This is a genomic window from Corallococcus macrosporus DSM 14697 (assembly GCF_002305895.1).
Lineage (GTDB): Bacteria > Myxococcota > Myxococcia > Myxococcales > Myxococcaceae > Myxococcus > Myxococcus macrosporus.
On record NZ_CP022203.1, the window covers coordinates 6,025,086 to 6,041,125 of the forward strand.

The 16,040-nt window shown below is 71.2% G+C and carries 16 protein-coding genes; 11 read left to right on the forward strand and 5 right to left on the reverse strand.

Annotation, left to right across the window (positions count from 1 at the left end):
- Position 1 precedes the first annotated feature (1 nt).
- Positions 2–1,573: a GldG family protein gene (locus MYMAC_RS24050; protein WP_095959783.1), complete on the forward strand. Its 1,572-nt coding sequence runs from the start codon at positions 2–4 to the stop codon at positions 1,571–1,573.
- Positions 1,570–3,099, forward strand: a complete 1,530-nt coding sequence (locus MYMAC_RS24055) for a DUF4340 domain-containing protein (RefSeq protein ID WP_095959784.1) — start codon at positions 1,570–1,572, stop codon at positions 3,097–3,099. Before MYMAC_RS24050 ends, MYMAC_RS24055 begins: the two co-directional genes overlap by 4 nt.
- A 290-nt stretch (positions 3,100–3,389) precedes the next feature.
- Here MYMAC_RS24055 and MYMAC_RS24060 read toward each other — a convergent pair whose 3' ends face one another.
- Entirely contained in the window at positions 3,390–4,094 is a 705-nt protein-coding gene (locus tag MYMAC_RS24060; RefSeq protein ID WP_095959785.1) for a metallophosphoesterase family protein, read from the reverse strand.
- A complete protein-coding gene (locus MYMAC_RS24065) occupies positions 4,078–4,935 on the reverse strand; it encodes a nucleotidyltransferase (RefSeq protein ID WP_420810012.1) in 858 nt (285 codons plus the stop codon). The genes MYMAC_RS24060 and MYMAC_RS24065 overlap by 17 nt, the downstream gene beginning before the upstream one ends.
- 207 nt (positions 4,936–5,142) lie before the next feature.
- On the opposite strand from MYMAC_RS24065, the gene MYMAC_RS24070 reads away from it, so the two are divergent.
- From MYMAC_RS24070 to rpoZ, 9 genes are all read left to right on the forward strand, one after another.
- The gene (locus tag MYMAC_RS24070) at positions 5,143–6,126 is read left to right on the forward strand and encodes a hypothetical protein (RefSeq protein ID WP_095959787.1); all 984 of its coding nucleotides are present in this window, start codon (positions 5,143–5,145) and stop codon (positions 6,124–6,126) included.
- 22 nt (positions 6,127–6,148) lie between these two features.
- Positions 6,149–6,691, forward strand: coding sequence for an RNA polymerase sigma factor (locus MYMAC_RS24075; protein WP_204816930.1), 543 nt, complete (start codon positions 6,149–6,151; stop codon positions 6,689–6,691).
- Entirely contained in the window at positions 6,688–7,473 is a 786-nt protein-coding gene (locus MYMAC_RS24080; protein WP_095959789.1) for an ACP synthase, read from the forward strand. The genes MYMAC_RS24075 and MYMAC_RS24080 overlap by 4 nt, the downstream gene beginning before the upstream one ends.
- Entirely contained in the window at positions 7,470–9,065 is a 1,596-nt protein-coding gene (locus MYMAC_RS24085) for a caspase family protein (RefSeq protein WP_095959790.1), read from the forward strand. Before MYMAC_RS24080 ends, MYMAC_RS24085 begins: the two co-directional genes overlap by 4 nt.
- Positions 9,066–9,076: 11 nt before the next feature.
- On the forward strand, positions 9,077–10,036 hold the full coding sequence (locus MYMAC_RS24090) for a hypothetical protein (protein ID WP_239988977.1): 960 nt from the start codon (positions 9,077–9,079) through the stop codon (positions 10,034–10,036).
- 87 nt (positions 10,037–10,123) lie between these two features.
- Complete coding sequence (locus MYMAC_RS24095; RefSeq protein WP_095959792.1) at positions 10,124–11,419, forward strand: AmpG family muropeptide MFS transporter; 1,296 nt, start codon at positions 10,124–10,126, stop codon at positions 11,417–11,419.
- A 97-nt stretch (positions 11,420–11,516) separates the two neighbouring features.
- Positions 11,517–13,154 (forward strand): phosphoglucomutase (alpha-D-glucose-1,6-bisphosphate-dependent), encoded by a 1,638-nt coding sequence (pgm, locus tag MYMAC_RS24100; protein WP_095959793.1) that lies wholly within the window; start codon positions 11,517–11,519, stop codon positions 13,152–13,154.
- Positions 13,151–13,510: a DoxX family protein gene (locus MYMAC_RS24105; protein WP_013941452.1), complete on the forward strand. Its 360-nt coding sequence runs from the start codon at positions 13,151–13,153 to the stop codon at positions 13,508–13,510. The genes pgm and MYMAC_RS24105 overlap by 4 nt, the downstream gene beginning before the upstream one ends.
- A 111-nt stretch (positions 13,511–13,621) precedes the next feature.
- Complete coding sequence (gene rpoZ / locus MYMAC_RS24110) at positions 13,622–13,858, forward strand: DNA-directed RNA polymerase subunit omega (RefSeq protein ID WP_013941453.1); 237 nt, start codon at positions 13,622–13,624, stop codon at positions 13,856–13,858.
- 16 nt (positions 13,859–13,874) lie between these two features.
- Here rpoZ and MYMAC_RS24115 read toward each other — a convergent pair whose 3' ends face one another.
- From MYMAC_RS24115 to MYMAC_RS24125, 3 genes are read right to left on the reverse strand one after another with little or no spacing between them, the layout of a single operon-like run.
- Entirely contained in the window at positions 13,875–14,354 is a 480-nt protein-coding gene (locus MYMAC_RS24115; RefSeq protein ID WP_095959794.1) for an NUDIX hydrolase, read from the reverse strand.
- A gap of 36 nt (positions 14,355–14,390) precedes the next feature.
- On the reverse strand, positions 14,391–15,032 hold the full coding sequence (locus tag MYMAC_RS24120) for a hypothetical protein (protein ID WP_013941455.1): 642 nt from the start codon (positions 15,030–15,032) through the stop codon (positions 14,391–14,393).
- 12 nt (positions 15,033–15,044) lie between these two features.
- Positions 15,045–15,644 carry a hypothetical protein gene (locus tag MYMAC_RS24125; RefSeq protein ID WP_013941456.1) on the reverse strand — a complete coding sequence of 200 codons (600 nt, stop codon included), beginning with the start codon at positions 15,642–15,644 and terminating at the stop codon, positions 15,045–15,047.
- Positions 15,645–16,040: the final 396 nt, after the last annotated feature.

The following is a 16,040-nucleotide window of genomic DNA, read 5'->3' on the forward strand; positions in this document are numbered from 1 at the left end:
CATGAAAAGCGCAAACATCGGCAAGGTCCTGGGCGCGTTCGGACTGCTGCTGCTGCTGTCCAGCCCCTTCACCCTCTTCGTCACCCCGGACAGCGCCGTGGCCGCCGCCGTGAAGGCGGGCGCGGGGCTGGTGCTGCTGGGCGTCTACGGCGCGACGAACTTCCGGCGCTTCGGCCAGTTCGCCACCCGCCGCTCCAGCGCCTTCTTCGCCACCACGGCGCTCACCACGCTGGGGGTGCTCGCGGCGCTGGTGGCGGTGAACTACCTGGCCTTCAAGCAGAACCGGCGCTGGGATTTGACGCGGGCGCGCATCCACACGCTGGCGCCGCAGACAAAGGCCACGCTGGCCGCCATCGCCGACCCGGTGCGCGCCATCGCGTTCATCACCCCGGCGCATCCGCAGTACGGCCAGTTGGAGGCGCTCTTCACGCTCTACCACGCCGAGGCGCCAGGGAAGTTCGAGTACAGCTTCAAGGACGCGCGCCGCAGCCCGGACCTGGCCTCGAAGTACCAGGTGCGCGAGGGCCAGACGGCGGTGGTGCTGTCGCGCGGCGAAGGCGAGCGCGCCACGCACACCCTGCTCAGCACCGTGTCCGAGCAGGAGCTGACCCACGCGGTCCTCAAGCTGAACGCGGTGGGCACCCAGAAGGTCTACTTCGTCACCGGCCACGGCGAGTGGCCGCTGGACAAGGAGCAGGCGCCGCCCGATGACCCGGGCGCCAGCCTGTCCGAGCTGCGCCGCCAGTTGCTGCAGGAGGGCTACGCCGCGGAGCCGTTGAACCTCGCGGGCGTCGCGGACGTGCCCGGGGACGCCGCCCTGGTCGTCATCGCCGGAGCGCGGGTGCCCTTCGTCGCGCCGGAGAAGGCGGCGCTCCAGCGCTACCTCGCCGCCGGTGGGCGCCTGCTCTACTTCGCCGACGCGGGCCTCCGCGACGGGCTGGACGAGCTGCTGGCGGAGTACGGCGTGCTGGTGGACGAGGGCATCGTCGCGGACGCGCAGTACAACAGCGGCAACCCCTTCGTCGTGCTGTCGCTCTTCTACAGCGACCACGTCATTGGCAAGCCGCTGGCCCAGCAGGGGCTCAACGTGGAGTTTCCCACCCCGCGCAGCCTGGCCCTGCTGCGCATGGGGATGGCGCCGGGCGTCCAGGCGCAGCCGGTGGTGCTCACCTCGCAGCATGCCTGGGTGGAGACCACGCCCCAGGAGAACGCGATGCCGTCGGACGGCGAGAAGACGGGCCAGCTCGTGCTCGTGGCCGCCGTGACGCGCGACACGGCCTCCACGCCGGGCAGGCGCTTCGACGAGGCGCGCGTGGTCGTCATGGGTGATTCGGAGCTCCTCCTGGACCCGAACTGGGGGCACGAGCCCAACCGCAACCTGGTGATGAACGCGCTGGGCTGGGCCTCCAACCAGCTCACGAAGGTCACCATCCGGCCGCCAGACCGCGAGGTCTCCACCCTGGAGCTGGACGCGGCCACGATCAACGGCATCCGCTTCGTCTCCACGGACCTGCTGCCGCTGACCCTGCTGGGCGTGGGCCTGGCCATCTGGCTGTCCAGGCGGAACAAATGACCCCTGTCCGCGCGAAGTGGCCGCGTGGCGCGCGCATCGCGGCCACGGCGTGGCTGGTCTTCTCCGCCTGCACCGGAGAGCAGGCATCCGATGCGCGCGAGGCCCGGCGGAAGGCGGACGCCCAGGAGCGACTCTTCGTCACGGGTGAGGAGCCCGCGACCGGAGAGGACCCGGGCTCGCCCGCGAAGCCCGTGTTCACCCACCTGACGGTGCGGGCCCGCGGCCTCACCACGGAGCTCGCGCGCGAGCCGGACGGCACCTGGAAGGTGACGGCGCCGGTGTCCGCCCGCGCCGAGGCCGCCGTGGTGGAGTCCATCCTCGACACGCTGGCGTCTTCCCGCTTCAGCGCCACCGTGAAGGAGGCGCCCACGGACGCCGACCTGGACGGCTACGGGCTGAAGCCTCCCCGCTTCACCGTCACGGCCCGCGCGTACCTCCCCGACGCGCGGGGGAAAGGCGCGGAGGACCCCGCCCGCCAGCGCACGGTGACGCTGCACGGGGGCCGGGAGAACACCTACGACGGCTCCGTCTACGTGCGCCGGGACGAGGCGCCGACGGTCCACGCCGCCGCCGGCACCGTCCGCTGGGCCCTGGACCGGGACACCTTCGCGCTGCGCGCCAAGGACCTCCTGGCGCCCCTGGACGAACGCGCGCTGAAGGGAATCGACGTGAAGGCCGGGCAGCGCGCGTATCAGCTCGCGCGGGACGCGGATGGCAAGGGCTGGCGTCTGCAGTCACCGGTGGCCGCGCAGGCGGACGCGGCGCGCGTCGAGGCCCTGGTGAAGGCGCTGGTGGAGCAACGCGCCCTGTCCTTCCCGGAGGACTCGCCCGAGGCCCGGAAGCGGCTGGGCCTCGAAACGCCCTCGGTCGATGCCCGCTTCACCGGTGGCCCCGGCGGACCGGTGCGCATCCGGATGTCCCGCGTGACGGCGGACGGCGTGGCGCGCGCCTACGCCCTGCGGGAACAGGGCCCGCGGGCCGTGCTGGGCGAGGTCACCGAGGACGCCCTGGCCGTGCTCGACGTGGGCGTCCGGGAGCTGAAGGACCGGCGCGTGCTGGACTTCCGGCGCCAGGACGTGCGCCGCATCGTGTTCCATCCGGGCGGCGGCGCGCCGGCCATCACCGTGGTGAACACGTCGGACGCGAAGGAAGGCGCGGGGAGCTGGGAGATGGAGTCCCCACGTCAGGGCAAGGCGCAGCACTTCAAGCTGGCCTCGCTGCTGCGCGCCTTGGACGGACTGAAGGCCACGGGCTTCGGCGAGGCGCGCCCCAGGAGCTGGGCCCGCTATGGCGTGACGGAGCAGTCCCGCGGCGCCGCGCTGCTGGGCGCGGACGGCAAGGAGCTGGCCCGGCTGTGGCTGGGCGACGAAGTCCCGGACGAACCCGGCACACGCTACGCGCGGGGCTCCGGGACGGACGTCGTCAAGGTGCCCGACTCACGGCTGACGCTGCCCACCCGGCCCGAGGACCTGCTGGAGGCGGCCCCCGCGCGGCCCACGCCCGACTCCACGTCCACGCGGCCATGATGCGCCTGGACAGCCCAGCCCCAGGCCTCCGGTGCGTCCACGCTGCTGACTTCCGCCCCGGAACGGGTCGAAGAGAGCGGGCCGCAGCTCGGGGGAAATCACGCCCACGTTGGACACGCTGACGAAGATGGCGTCCGCCTGGGTGCCATCGAGCCGCACGTCGTTGGGGTGCTAGGGCACCGAGGAACACCTGGCATGGAGAGACGCGTCCGGTAGCGGGGGGGCGACGCAGCAGTCCCCGCCCGCCGGACCTGTCGCCCACGCGACACTGCGCGGCCGCACGGGGGGGACTACACCTCCAGCAGGACGTACCGCTGTTCAGGGGTGTGCTTCGTCAGCAGCGGCATGGCCACGTTGTAGACGGGGATGCCGCTCTTCGTCTTCCCGTTGCGGGCGCCGTGGTGCGCGTGGCCGTGGAACACCGCCTCCGCGCCGTAGTGGTCAATGGGCATGCACAGGCGGCTGGTGCCCAGGAAGGGGCGAATCTCGATGTTCTCCCCCTCCAGCGTCTCCGGCACGGGGGCGTAGTGCATGATGACGACCTTCTTCTCCACGTCCAGGTGGCTCAGCGCGGCCTCCAGCTTGAGGGACTCGGTGACGGCCTCCTGCACGAAGCCCTTCGTCTGGCCCTCGCCGAAGGCCTGGAGCGTCGCGTTGCCGAAGCCTCCGCCGAAGCCCTTCACGCCCGCCACGCCCAGCACCTTCTCGAAGATGAAGTGGTCGCCGTCCAGCACGTGGACGCCCACCTTGGCCAGCTCGCCGCAGATGTCCTTCACCTGGTTGTGCTCGTAGTCGTGGTTGCCCAGCACCGCCGCGCACGGCACGCGGAGGGCGGACAGCTCCTCCGCCAGCACCTTGCCCTCTTCAATCATGCCCCGGTCGGTGAGGTCGCCGCACAGCACGAGCAGGTCCGCCGTGGCGTTCACCTGCTTGACGAGCTGACGGAAGCGGCCGTGATGGTCCTCCCGGCAGTGCAGGTCACCGACCGCCGCCAACCGAATTTTCGAGCTCGGATCGCGCGCCACTCTCGTCCCCCCGCTGTCGTTCGTTCTCGTCCCAGGACCTTCCGTCGCCAAAGCCCCAGTGGTGGATGTCCACGTGATAGTTCACGCGGGAAATCAGGTTGCCGCGGCACAGCTTCTCTTCCCAGCCCCCCTCGCGCAGCGTGCTCAGCGTGCGGCTCATCAGCTCCGCCATCACCCACTCGGGGACGATGTCCCGTTCGGACGGGTAGGCGAAGCGGAACATCATGAGGTGGCTGAGCAGCACCTCCCAGTACCGGTCGAAGCGGCGCATCATCCGCTCCCAGTCCATGGCGTGGCCCGCCTTGAGCAGCAGGTGATTCACGTCCGCGCCATCATAGCGCTCGCGCTCGTTCACGAACGCCTTGGACCAGATCATCTCCTCGGCGGGGGCCACCAGACACTCGTGGCCGAAGATGGTGGCGCGCGGGGCGTGCTCGAACCACGCGTCGTCCACCACCGCCACGCCGTTGCCGGAGGAGAAGATGAAGTCGACGAAGTAGTCGCCCTTGAAGGCCTTGTAGAGCCAGACCTCGTCCGCGCGTTCGGTGCGCCAGCCGTCCTTCTCCAGGATTTGCAACGCCCGGAGCGCGTCCGCCTTCCGGGGGAAGAGGTCCAGGTCCTTGGTGTCGCGGTAGATACCCGTGTACGTGGCGTACGCGTAGGCACCGCCCACGACGAAGGGCACCCCGGCGTCGAGCAGCAGTCCGACGGCCCTGGCCCGGGCGTTGATTTCGTCCGGGGCTCGCTCACGCTCCACCAACTGCGCGTCCGTACCCATCTCGCCGGGATGGTTGGGGTGTCTCTTTTCCATGGCCGAAAGGTAGGGACTGCGAATTTCGGCCGTCTGCCCGCGGGGAATAGATGCCTGGGGAGCGGGCAGCCAACCTACAAGCATCGGGATTCCGGACGTTTCGCGCACCCTCCGGGCGCCTTTTCCGTTTTCCGGCCGTGCCGTGTCCATGGAGGCAGACACGCTGCTGCACGGCCCGCCGGGGGCCGGTTGAAAGGAACATGGACCATGCTGCGCAAGAGCCTGCTGTGTGCCGCCCTGCTGGTGACGGGCTGTGGTGACGACGCGACGAGCGACGAAGACGCCTTCCGGGGCGGGCTGCCCTCCAGGGAGATGGTGGAGATGCGCTCGCCGTCCAGGAATGACGGGCAGGGGCTGACGGCCTTCTACGGTGAGGGTCAGCAGGCGGAGTACTACCGCGCGACGGTGGCGGCGGCGGCCACCGTCAACCTGGGCACTGCGGGCGTGCTCAACCTCATCGAGGAGATCGTCAAGCACGTCCCCACGTCCATCAACGGGGACGTGGCCGTCTGGGGGCCGCACACCGGCGCGCTGGACGCCGTGACGTGGAAGCTGACCGTCACCCGCACCGGCGAGCACAGCTACACCTGGGTCCTGGAGGGCAAGGGCAAGGATGAGCCGGACACCACCTTCGTGGCCTTCCTCTCCGGCGCGCACACCGCCTCCGTCAACGCGGACGGCGAGCGCGTCCGGGGCCATGGCTCGGGTGAGTTCCTCATCGACTGGGAGAAGGCGAACACGCTGCCCGGCGTCACCGGAGACGACGTGGGCACGGCGGAGATTCGCTACGCGCGCGTCGCTGGCGCGGCGGAGGCGTCCGTGGAGGCGGACCTCCACCAGGTGCGCGACGAGGAGCGCCCGGACACCCGCGTGGACGCCGTCTACCGCTTCAGGCAGGCGGTGGGCGCGGGCGGCGAGTTGGACTTCGTCATCCGTAAGGACATCGACACGGACCCGCGCCGCGCGGCGCTGGAAAACCTGGCCATCAAGAGCCGCTGGGAGGCGACGGGCGCGGGCCGCGCGGACATCAAGCTGTCTGGCGGGGACCTGTTCGGTGAGGCCACGCTGAGTGAATGCTGGGGCAGCGACTTCCTGAGCGCCTACTTCATCCTCAGCGTCAATCCGGTCCTGGGTTACGGCGAGCTGAGCGCCTGCGGAAACTTCGACACCGCCGTCTACTCCACGCTGTGACGCGCGCGGTAGTCTGCGCCGTGTGACGGGAACGAACCGGCCGCGCCTCCAGGTGGTTCCAGGTGGTCCACGACAGGACCGCCGGGCCTTCCTGCGGGAGTTGTATATGAAACATGGCGGCAGCGTGCTGGGGCGCTGCCGCTACCTGTTGAAGGACGCGACGAAGGCGGAGGATGCGATGCACGACGTGTTCGCCCGCGCCCTCACTCACGGCGAGGACTTCCGCGCGGAGGCCTCGCCGCTGACGTGGCTGATGAAGATTGCCACCCACCACTGCCTCAACCAGCTTCGCGGCGAGCGCGCCGGCTGGCGCCAGTGGTTCGAGCGGGACGCCGCCGCCCGCCCGGAAGGACACGGCGGCCAGGAGGCCATGGAGACGCGGGACCTGGTGCGCCGGCTGCTGGCGCGCGTGGACCTGGAGACACAAGCGGCCGCCGTCCACTACCACGTCGACGGCATGACACTGGAAGAGGTGGCCTCGCTGCTGGGGCGCTCCGTGCCCACCATCCGCAAGCGCCTGGAGCACTTCGCCGCGCTGGGCGGAGAGGAGCTGAACGTCCGATGAGCGCGCACGAATCGGAATGGAACCTGCGCCGGTTGAGCGCCGGGGACCTGGCCGCCGCCGAGGCCGCCCGGGTCCAGGCCCACGCCACCGCGTGTGAGGCCTGCGCCCGGACGCTCCGCGGCATCGAGGCGGCCCAGTCGCGCTTCGAAGCGGAGGTGCCCTTCGAGCGCTTCGAGGCCGGGGTGGAGCAGGCCCTGCGGCGCCAGGAGCGTGAAGCGGCCTCCCGTCCGCCGCCGCGCCGCTGGGTGGCGACGACGGTGGCCATCGCCGCGTCGGTGCTGGTGGTGGTGCTGGTGCGACCGCTGATGAACACCGGGGCGGACCCGGGCGCCATCGTGAGCCTCAACCGCATCAAGGGCGGCGCGATGGCGGAGCTGCGCATTGGAGGAGGGCTGGGGCCGCAGCGGGAGGCCATTCCCGGCAGGCCCGAAGCGCTGGAATACGGAGAGCGGGTGATGCTGGGCTACAAGGCGGGGACGCTCCGCTACGTGGCCGCGCTGTCGGTGGACGGCATTGGCGAGGTGACCCCGCTGTTCCCCGACGCGGGCTCCAGCGTGCCGGTGGCGCCAGGCAACGGACAGCACTGGCTGCCCGGGGGCTGGGAGTTCACCGGCTCCGGAGCGGAGCGCGTCATCATGGTGCTGAGCGACGAGCCCCTGCCCGTGGACACCCTGGTGGAGGCCACCCGGCGCGCCTTCGCCCGGGCGGATGGCGACGTCGAGCGGATGGCCGAGCTGGAAGTGCCCGGAGCGCAGACGCACTGGGTGCTCCAGAAGCCATGAGCCACCCGCCCCGCCACCTGCGCGCCCTGGCCGTGGCGCTCGCCCTGGTGGCGGCCGCCGCGGACGCGGACCCGCTGCGCCGCTTCGCCCTGGTGGCCGGCAACGACCAGGGCGGCGCCGACACGCGCCCGCTGCGCTTCGCCCGGGACGACGCGCGGAAGATGCATGCGCTCCTGCTGCGGCTGGGCGGGGTGACTCCGGCGGACGCGAAGCTGCTGCTGAACGAGGACGCGCGGGACTTCCTGGCGGCGCTGGCGGAGCTGGAGCAGCGCGCCCGCGCGGCCCGGGCGCGGGGGGAGCGCACCGCGCTGTTCGTCTACTACTCCGGCCACGCGAAGGACGGCGCGCTGCGGCTGGGCGACACGCGGCTGGGCTTCGACGACCTCAAGCGCCGGCTCGCCGAGGCGCCCTCGGACATCCGCATCGCCATCCTGGACTCGTGCCGCTCCGGCGCGCTGACGCGCACCAAGGGCGCGCGGCGGGCCCCGGCGTTCGACATCGATTCGGGCGCGGGCCGCGACGCGCGCGGGCTGGTCATCCTCACCTCCAGCGCGGCGGACGAGGACTCGCAGGAGTCGGACGCGCTGGCGGGCAGCTTCTTCTCACACCACCTGGCCAGCGGCCTGCTGGGCGACGCGGACCGCAGCGGCGACGGGCGCGTGACGCTGTTCGAGGCCTACTCCCACGCCTACGCCCGCACGGTGGCGGACACGGCGGCCAGCAGCGCGGGGCCCCAGCACCCGACGTTCAGTTACGATTTGGCGGGCAACGGCGACCTCGTCATGACGGACCTGCGCGCCAGCGGCGGAGGGCTCGTCGTCCCGGGCACGGCGCCGGTGGGCACCTACTACTTCGTGGACCTGGGCGGCCTCGTCGTCGCGGAGCTGGTCAAGGCGGCGGACGTGGAGCGGCGGGTGGCGCTGGCGCCGGGCACCTACCGCGTGAAGCGCCGGCTGCCGGACCGGCTGCGCGTCGGCGAGGTGGAGGTGCGGCGGGGCCAGCAGGCGGTGCTGCACGAGGCGCGGCTCCAGGACGCCCCCTTCTCCGACGACCCGGTGAAGGGCGTCCCGCGCCGCGACGGCGCGTGGTGGACGCTGGGGCTGGCGGGTGGCGTGCAGTCCTACTTCGACGCGCCCACGCGCGACGCGCTGTTCCTGTCGGTGGGGATGGTGGGCGCGGAGGCCCAGCTCCACGACTACTTCCGCCGCGACTGGGTGTGGGGCCTGGACGTGGCCCTGGGCAGCCGGCGGGCGGTGCTGATGCTGCCGACGCTGACGGGGCCGGCGTACCGCTACGCGATGACGAGCGTGGGCACGTCGCTGACCTCCGAGTGGCCCCTGGGCCGCGTGGCGCCCTTCCTGGGCGCGCGGATGGCGTGGCTCCACATGCGCCGCGACTTCGAGGACGAAGCCCTGCCGGACCAGACCTTCGCCATGTTCTCCCCCGGCCTGGTGGCGGGCGTACGTTGGAATCCCCTGTCCCGGCTGCACCTCACGGCGAGGGCCCGGACCCACTACCTGCTCTACAACGTCGATGCAGAGCGCTCGCTGGGCTTCTGGGAGCTGGGCGCGCTGGTGACGTACCAGCCATGAAGGAGCACGCGATGCGACACCTCCCGGTGGCCTGTCTGTGCCTGGCGCTGGCCGCGTGCGGCGGCGACTTCTCCAATGACGATTTGGAGTTCCTCAACGCGCTGCCCAGGCGCGAGGACCTGGCCGCGAAGCTGCCCGCGAAGGGCTCGGGCCGCGTGGGCGGCGGCTTGACGGCGCGCTCGGACGGGCTGGTGGTCCGCCTGGGCGAGACGTCCGAGCTGATGGGCGACACGGAGGAGACGGGGCGGGCCTTCAACACCAGCGTGGACGCCCTCCTCTCCCTGCTGGAGGACATCCGCGGCCTGCCCCCGACGACGCGCGAGCCGGACCGGCGGGTGTGGGGGCCCTTCCAGGACCGGGACCATGCGGGCCACGACGTCCGCTTCGTGATGACGCGCGAGGCGCCGAGCTTCGACTACCGGCTGGAGTACCGGAGGACGGGCGCCGGCGAGGCCGCGTGGTGGGCCTTCCTCAGCGGCACCTTCGCCGCGGACGCCGGCATCCGCAAGGGCGTGGGCAGCCTCCACCTGGACGTGGCGCGGGCTGAACAGGAGGGGCTGCCCGCCAGGGAGCTCGGGGCGCTGCGGCGGCTGGACATCCACTACCAGACGAAGGCGCTGCCCACCCAGGTGGAGCTGACCTTCACGCCCAGGGACGGCGCCTTCCCCGTGGCGCGCTACACCTACCGCGAGGCCCAGGGCGGCCTGGGGGAGATGCGCTTCCTCATGCCCGGGCGGGACCTGGTGCCGGGCGGGCTGCTGGAGGACCTGAGCCTGACGACGCGCTGGGCACCGGACGGCCGGGGGATGGCGGTGCTGGACGTGCTGAGCGGCGACATCCGGGGCGCGCAGTACACCGAGTGCTGGAACGCGCAGGGCCGCGTCAGCTTCACCGCGCGGAGCTGGGACTTCTTCAATCCCACCGAGGGCGAGCGCGCCACCTGCCCGGACTTCTCCGCGCTGGACGGCTAGGAAGGCGGCCAGGCAGACATTCCCGCGCATGAATGGTGACGCCCGGGATGGATTCTCTATGCTGGCCGCCGTTCTCCCGCGCCCTCCATGTCCAAGCCCTCCATCCTGGAAGTCCTCAAGAGCCCGCGCATCTGGCTGCTCGTGGCCGTTGGTTTCGCGTCGGGCCTGCCCCTGTGGCTGACGGGCGTCACGCTGTCGGCGTGGATGAAGGACGAGGGCGTCAACCTGAAGACGATTGGCGTCTTCGCCCTGGTCAGCATGCCCTACACCTTCAAGGTGCTCTGGGCGCCGCTGATGGACCGCTACACCCTGCCCTTCCTGGGCCGGCGGCGCGGGTGGATGCTGGTGACGCAGGTGCTGCTCATGGGCGCCATCGCCGCCATGGGCCTGGTGAACCCCAAGGACTCGCCGGTGGCCATGGCCGCCCTGGCGGTGCTGGTGACGTTCCTGTCCGCCAGCCAGGACATCGTCGCGGACGCGTGGCGCACGGACATCCTCACCGTGGAGGAGCGCGGGCTCGGCAACTCCACGTACATCACCGGCTACCGCCTGGGCATGCTCACCGCGGGCGCCCTGGCCCTGACGCTGTCCGACGTGGTCGGCTGGTCCCAGACGTACTTCATCATGGGCACGCTGATGGCCGTGGGCGTGGTGGCCACGCTGCTGGCGCCGGAGCCGCGGGGCTCGAAGCCGCCGCGCAACCTGACGGACGCGGTGGTGAAGCCCTTCGTGGAGTACTTCACGCGCAAGGGCGCCATCCCCGTCATCCTGTTCCTGGTGCTCTACAAGCTGGGAGACGCCATCGCCGCCGGCATGGTGACGCCCTTCTACAAGGAGCTGGGCTTCTCCAACACGGAGATTGGCGCGCTCAGCAAGGGCCTGGGCATGGTGTCCACCATCGCGGGCGGCCTGCTCGCGGGCGTGGTGATGGTGAAGCTGGGCACGCGGCGCAGCCTCTTCATCTTCGGCGCGGCGCAGGCGCTCACCAACCTGATGTTCATGGCGCTGTCCCTGGTGGGGAAGAATGACCTGATGCTGGCGGCCACCATCACCGTGGACAACCTCTGCGGCGGGCTGGCGGTGACGGCGTTCGCGGCCTACCTGATGTCGCTGTGCCACAAGAGCTTCAGCGCCACGCAGTACGCGCTCCTGTCCGCGCTGGGCACGGTGGCCAACCGGCTCATCTCCGCCAGCTCCGGCTACCTGGCCGAGTGGCTGGGCTGGCCCACCTTCTTCGCCGGCACCGTGCTGCTCGCCGTCCCGGCGCTGGTGCTGCTCGCGTTCCTCCCGGCGAACGCCGCCGCCCCGGCCGAGGACACGCCGGAGCCCGCCCCCGCGCCCCAGGGCGAGTCCTCCTCCAGCGCGGTGGCCGTGGCGCGCTGAGCCTGCTGTCCGGGTGCGCCGCGCCGGGTGTAACCCGGTGCACGGTCGCCAGAATCGTCGCGCCTTCCGTCGTGGGGCATGGCTATGTTGCGCGGCCATGGCACACCCGCTCGCTGGCAAGCCCCCTCCGGAAGACTTCCTCATCGACCCCGAGAAGCTGCGCGCCGCGTACTTCTCCGGCCGGCCCGACGTGGGCGTGCCGGAGCAACGCGTGGCCTTCGGCACCTCCGGGCACCGCGGCTCCTCCGCGCGCACCAGCTTCAACGAGGCCCACATCCTGGCGGTGACGCAGGCCGTCTGCGAGTACCGCCAGCAGCAGGGCATCGACGGGCCGCTCTTCCTGGGCATGGACACGCACGCCCTCTCCGCCCCCGCGCAGCGGACGGCGCTGGAGGTGCTGGCGGCCAACGGCGTGCAGGTGCGCTTCACGGACGGCGCCACGCCCACGCCCGTCATCTCCCACGCCATCCTCACCTACAACCGGGGCCGCGCCACGGGCCTGGCGGACGGCATCGTCATCACCCCGTCCCACAACCCGCCGGAGGACGGCGGCATCAAGTACAACCCGCCCAACGGCGGCCCCGCGGACACGAGCGTCACCGCGGTCATCGAGCAGCGCGCCAACGCGCTGCTGGGCGCGGGCAACGCGGGCGTGCAGCGCATCCCCCATGAGCGCGCGCGCACCGCGCCCACGGTGAAGCCCCACGACTTCATCACCCCGTACGTGGAGGACCTGGGCACCGTCATCGACATGGAGGCCCTGCGCGGCGCGAAGCTGCGCATCGGCGCGGACCCGCTGGGCGGCTCCAACGTCGCGTACTGGGAGCCCATCGCCGCGCGCTACGGGCTCGACCTGCATGTGGTGAACCCCACGGTGGACCCGACGTTCCGGTTCATGCCGCTGGACCACGACGGCAAGATTCGAATGGACTGCTCGTCCCCGCACGCCATGGCGAACCTGGTGCGCCTGAAGGACGCGTATGACATCGCGTTCGGCAACGACGCGGACTCGGACCGGCACGGCATCGTCACCCGCAGCCTGGGGCTGATGAACCCCAACCACTACCTGGCCGTGGCCATTGACTACCTCTACCGCAACCGTCCGGGCTGGAAGCCCGGCACCGCGGTGGGCAAGACGCTGGTGAGCAGCAGCCTCATCGACCGCGTGGCGAAGGACCTGGGCCGCCGCGTCGTCGAGGTGCCGGTGGGCTTCAAGTGGTTCGTGGACGGGCTGCTGGACGGCTCGCTGGGCTTCGGCGGCGAGGAGAGCGCCGGCGCGTCCTTCCTCCGCAAGGACGGCACGGTGTGGACCACGGACAAGGACGGCATCATCCTGGACCTGCTGGCGGTGGAAATCCTGGCGCGCACCGGGAAGGACCCGGGCGAGCACTACCAGGCCCTGGCGGCGAGGTTCGGCGCGCCGCGCTACACGCGCATCGACCAGCCGGCCACCGCCGCGCAGAAGGCCGCGCTGAAGAAGCTGTCCCCCGAAGCGGTGAAGGCCACCACGCTGGCCGGTGAGCCCATCCTCCAGCGCCTCACGCGCGCGCCGGGCAACGACGCGGACATCGGCGGGCTGAAGGTGGTGGCGGAGAACGGCTGGTTCGCCGCGCGCCCCTCCGGCACCGAGGACGTGTACAAAATCTACGCGGAGAGCTTCCGCGACGAGGCCCACCTCCAGGCCATCCTCCAGGAGGCGCGCGCCATCGTCGGCGAGGCGTTCGCCGCCACGTGAGCGGCGGGAAGCTGGTCCTCCAGTACGTGCTGGCCCTGCTGATGGTGGCGGCGGGGCTGAACCACTTCCGGGCGCCGCGCATGTACGAGCGCATCATGCCGCCGTCCCTGCCATTCCGCGGGCCGCTGGTGTTCTGGAGCGGCGTGGCGGAGGTGCTGCTGGGCGTGGGCCTGGTCATCCCCCAGACGAGCCGGCTGGCCGCCTGGGGGCTGATCGCCCTGTTCATCGCCGTCTTCCCGGCCAACCTCTACATGGCGCGGCACCCGGAGCGGTTCCGGAAGATTCCCCCCGCCCTCCTCTGGCTGCGGCTCCCCCTCCAGGGCGTCCTCATCCTCTGGGCCTGGTGGTACACCTGAGCCGGGCCGCCTGGCTGGCTGCCCTCCGGTGCGTCCTTCCTTGACTCGCCGGGGGGTGCTCTTTAGGTTCAGAGGCTTCCAGTAGCCCCACCGAAATCCGAAGGACGTTCCATGGCTCGCGTTACCGTCGAAGACTGCCTCCCCCTCGTCGACAACCGGTTCGCGCTGGTGCTGCTCGGCGCCAAGCGCGCGCGGCAGCTCATGGCCGGTGCCCGCCCCATCCTCGAGCAGTCCAAGAACAAGCCCCCCGTGCTGTCCCTGCGCGAGGTGGCCACCGGCCGCGTGAAGTTCGACCGTGACGTGCGCGAGGCGCTGTCCGGCAAGTACCAGGGCGAAGAGCCCAAGTAGTCACGCGCGGTTCCCTTCAGCCCCCTTCCTTCCCGGCAACGCTCGCCGGGGAGGGGGCTCCGGGGAGCAGGCCCTGGGAGCGCAACCAGCGCACCGCCCGTGAGGCGACGGCCTTCTCTCCCTTGTAGCCCAGCAGTGGCACCAACTGGACCACCGGCACCCAGCGCACCTCGTCCACCTCGACGCGCGGCCCCGGCAGCGGCCCCAGCTCTCCCTCCTGATAGCGGAACAGGAAGAAGTGGACGCGCTTGAAGATGCGCTGTCCGCGGAACTGGTACACGTAGCGAATCTCGCCCAGCGGGGCCATGAGCGACACGGACAGCCCCGTCTCCTCGCGCACCTCGCGGCTGGCCGTCTGCTCGGGCGTCTCGCCCGGGTCCACGTGCCCCTTGGGCAGCGCCCACAAGGTGCGGCCATGGGGACGGATGACGGCCACCTCCCAGTGGCCGGCGCTCTCCCGGATGACGACACCGCCTGCGGACGCCTCGCGTGGCATACCCGCCCACCCTACCCGATGCGGACGGAAAGGTGCTCAACCGCCGTGCGCGAAATGGCGAAGCTTGGCCTCCGCCCCCAGACGGTAGGCGTAGCGCAGGTCCCCCAACAGCCGGTCCAGGCGCCGGGCGCCGACGTGCCCCATGAGCCGCGCGCAGAAGCGCCGTGACAGCCGGTTGGCTTCCTCGTAGCGCCACCGCTCCTGGGCGGAGAGCTGCTTGCGGTACGAGACGCGGTCGAAGAGCCGCTGGAGCAGCTCCTGGGCCCAGGCGCCCACGCCCTCCCCCCACCGGTGCAGCAGGCACACCGCGAACTTGTCCACCTCCGCCTGCGCCTCCAGTTCCAGCAGCGACACCGTGCGGCCATGGGCCGCCGTGTGGGCCACGTAGAGGAAGTGGCTCACCCCTTCCGCCACCTGGCAGTACCCGGCCAGGTCGCTGTCCAGCACATGGCCCAGCGGCCCGGATTCGTAGGGCTTGAGCCTGTCGAGCAGCGCTGGAGAGAGGTACAGGGCCAGCTCCAGCGCGTCCCCGGCCTCGTGCACCAGCAGCTCCTCGTCGGAGCGGCCGGTGCCGCCCAGCCTCGCGGCGGCCTCCGTGTCCACCACGAAGCCCTCCGCCCTCGCCTCGCACGTGAAGCCGTAGATGGCCTCCAGGTGGTCCTGAACGCGGCCAATCATCCGCACCTCCGGCTAGTTGGCGAGCTGCCCCTTGGGCCGCGGCATCATCCCCGCTTCGAGCAGCACGCGCTCCAGCCGGTCGCTCCCGGTGCGCACCCACGCCTCGTAGACCTTCAGCGCGCCGCTGGGGCCGGCCTGCACCATGCCCCGCGCGGAAATCTCCTCCAGGACCTCCACCACCTTGCGGAACTTCTCGCACAGCTCCCGGTACACCTGCGCGAAGCCCGCGGCCGGCGTCAGCTCCGCCACGTGGCCGTACGCGGTGCCGCCCATCTGGATGTAGTAGTCCGGCCCCACCACCCCGCCCTGCAGCGCGCCGGAGAAGAAGCCCGCCGTGTACAGGGACACGTCGCCCAGCCGGCGCAGGGTGCGGATGCGCTCGGCGCGCTCCTGCTGCAGGGCCTGATGGTAGAGGATGGCCAGGGGCTCGTGGTCCTTGCGCCCGTCCTCCTCGCGGGTGAACAGCTTGTCGGTGACGGCGAACTCGGACAGCAGGTTCACCAGGTAGAACTCCGTCACCTCCGCCAGCTCCACCCGCTGCCGCCCCGTGATTTCGCCCAGAAGAGACTTGAAGAATTCCTTCAGCGACAGGGACGCCACCAGTCCACTCATTGACACCTCCCGTCATTCCCCGGGCGGACGTCGCCCGGAGGAGACCTGGGAAGGGTAGCAATCGGGCGGCGCCGCGGCAAAAACCACCCCCAGTGATTCCGGGCACTTGCGTTAGCACTCACGCGGCTTGAGTGCCAATCCGGGCCCCGGAGCGCGCGGCCGTGCGGGCCAGGCCCGGGGACCGGCGTCACTGGAAAACCCCAGCAATGCCGCGCAGTTGGCACACTCGAAAGCGCTCAGCCAGCGTCGCTTGACGGGTCAACTTCGCTGGTTATTATCCGCCGCGCCTGGGCGTTAGCACTCATGAGGTGCGAGTGCTAACCCCACGGGCCACGAGGCCCTTTTTCAACCCCCAAGCAGCTTCCGGTCGCCCTTTGAAACGGCGCCGGAAGCGAA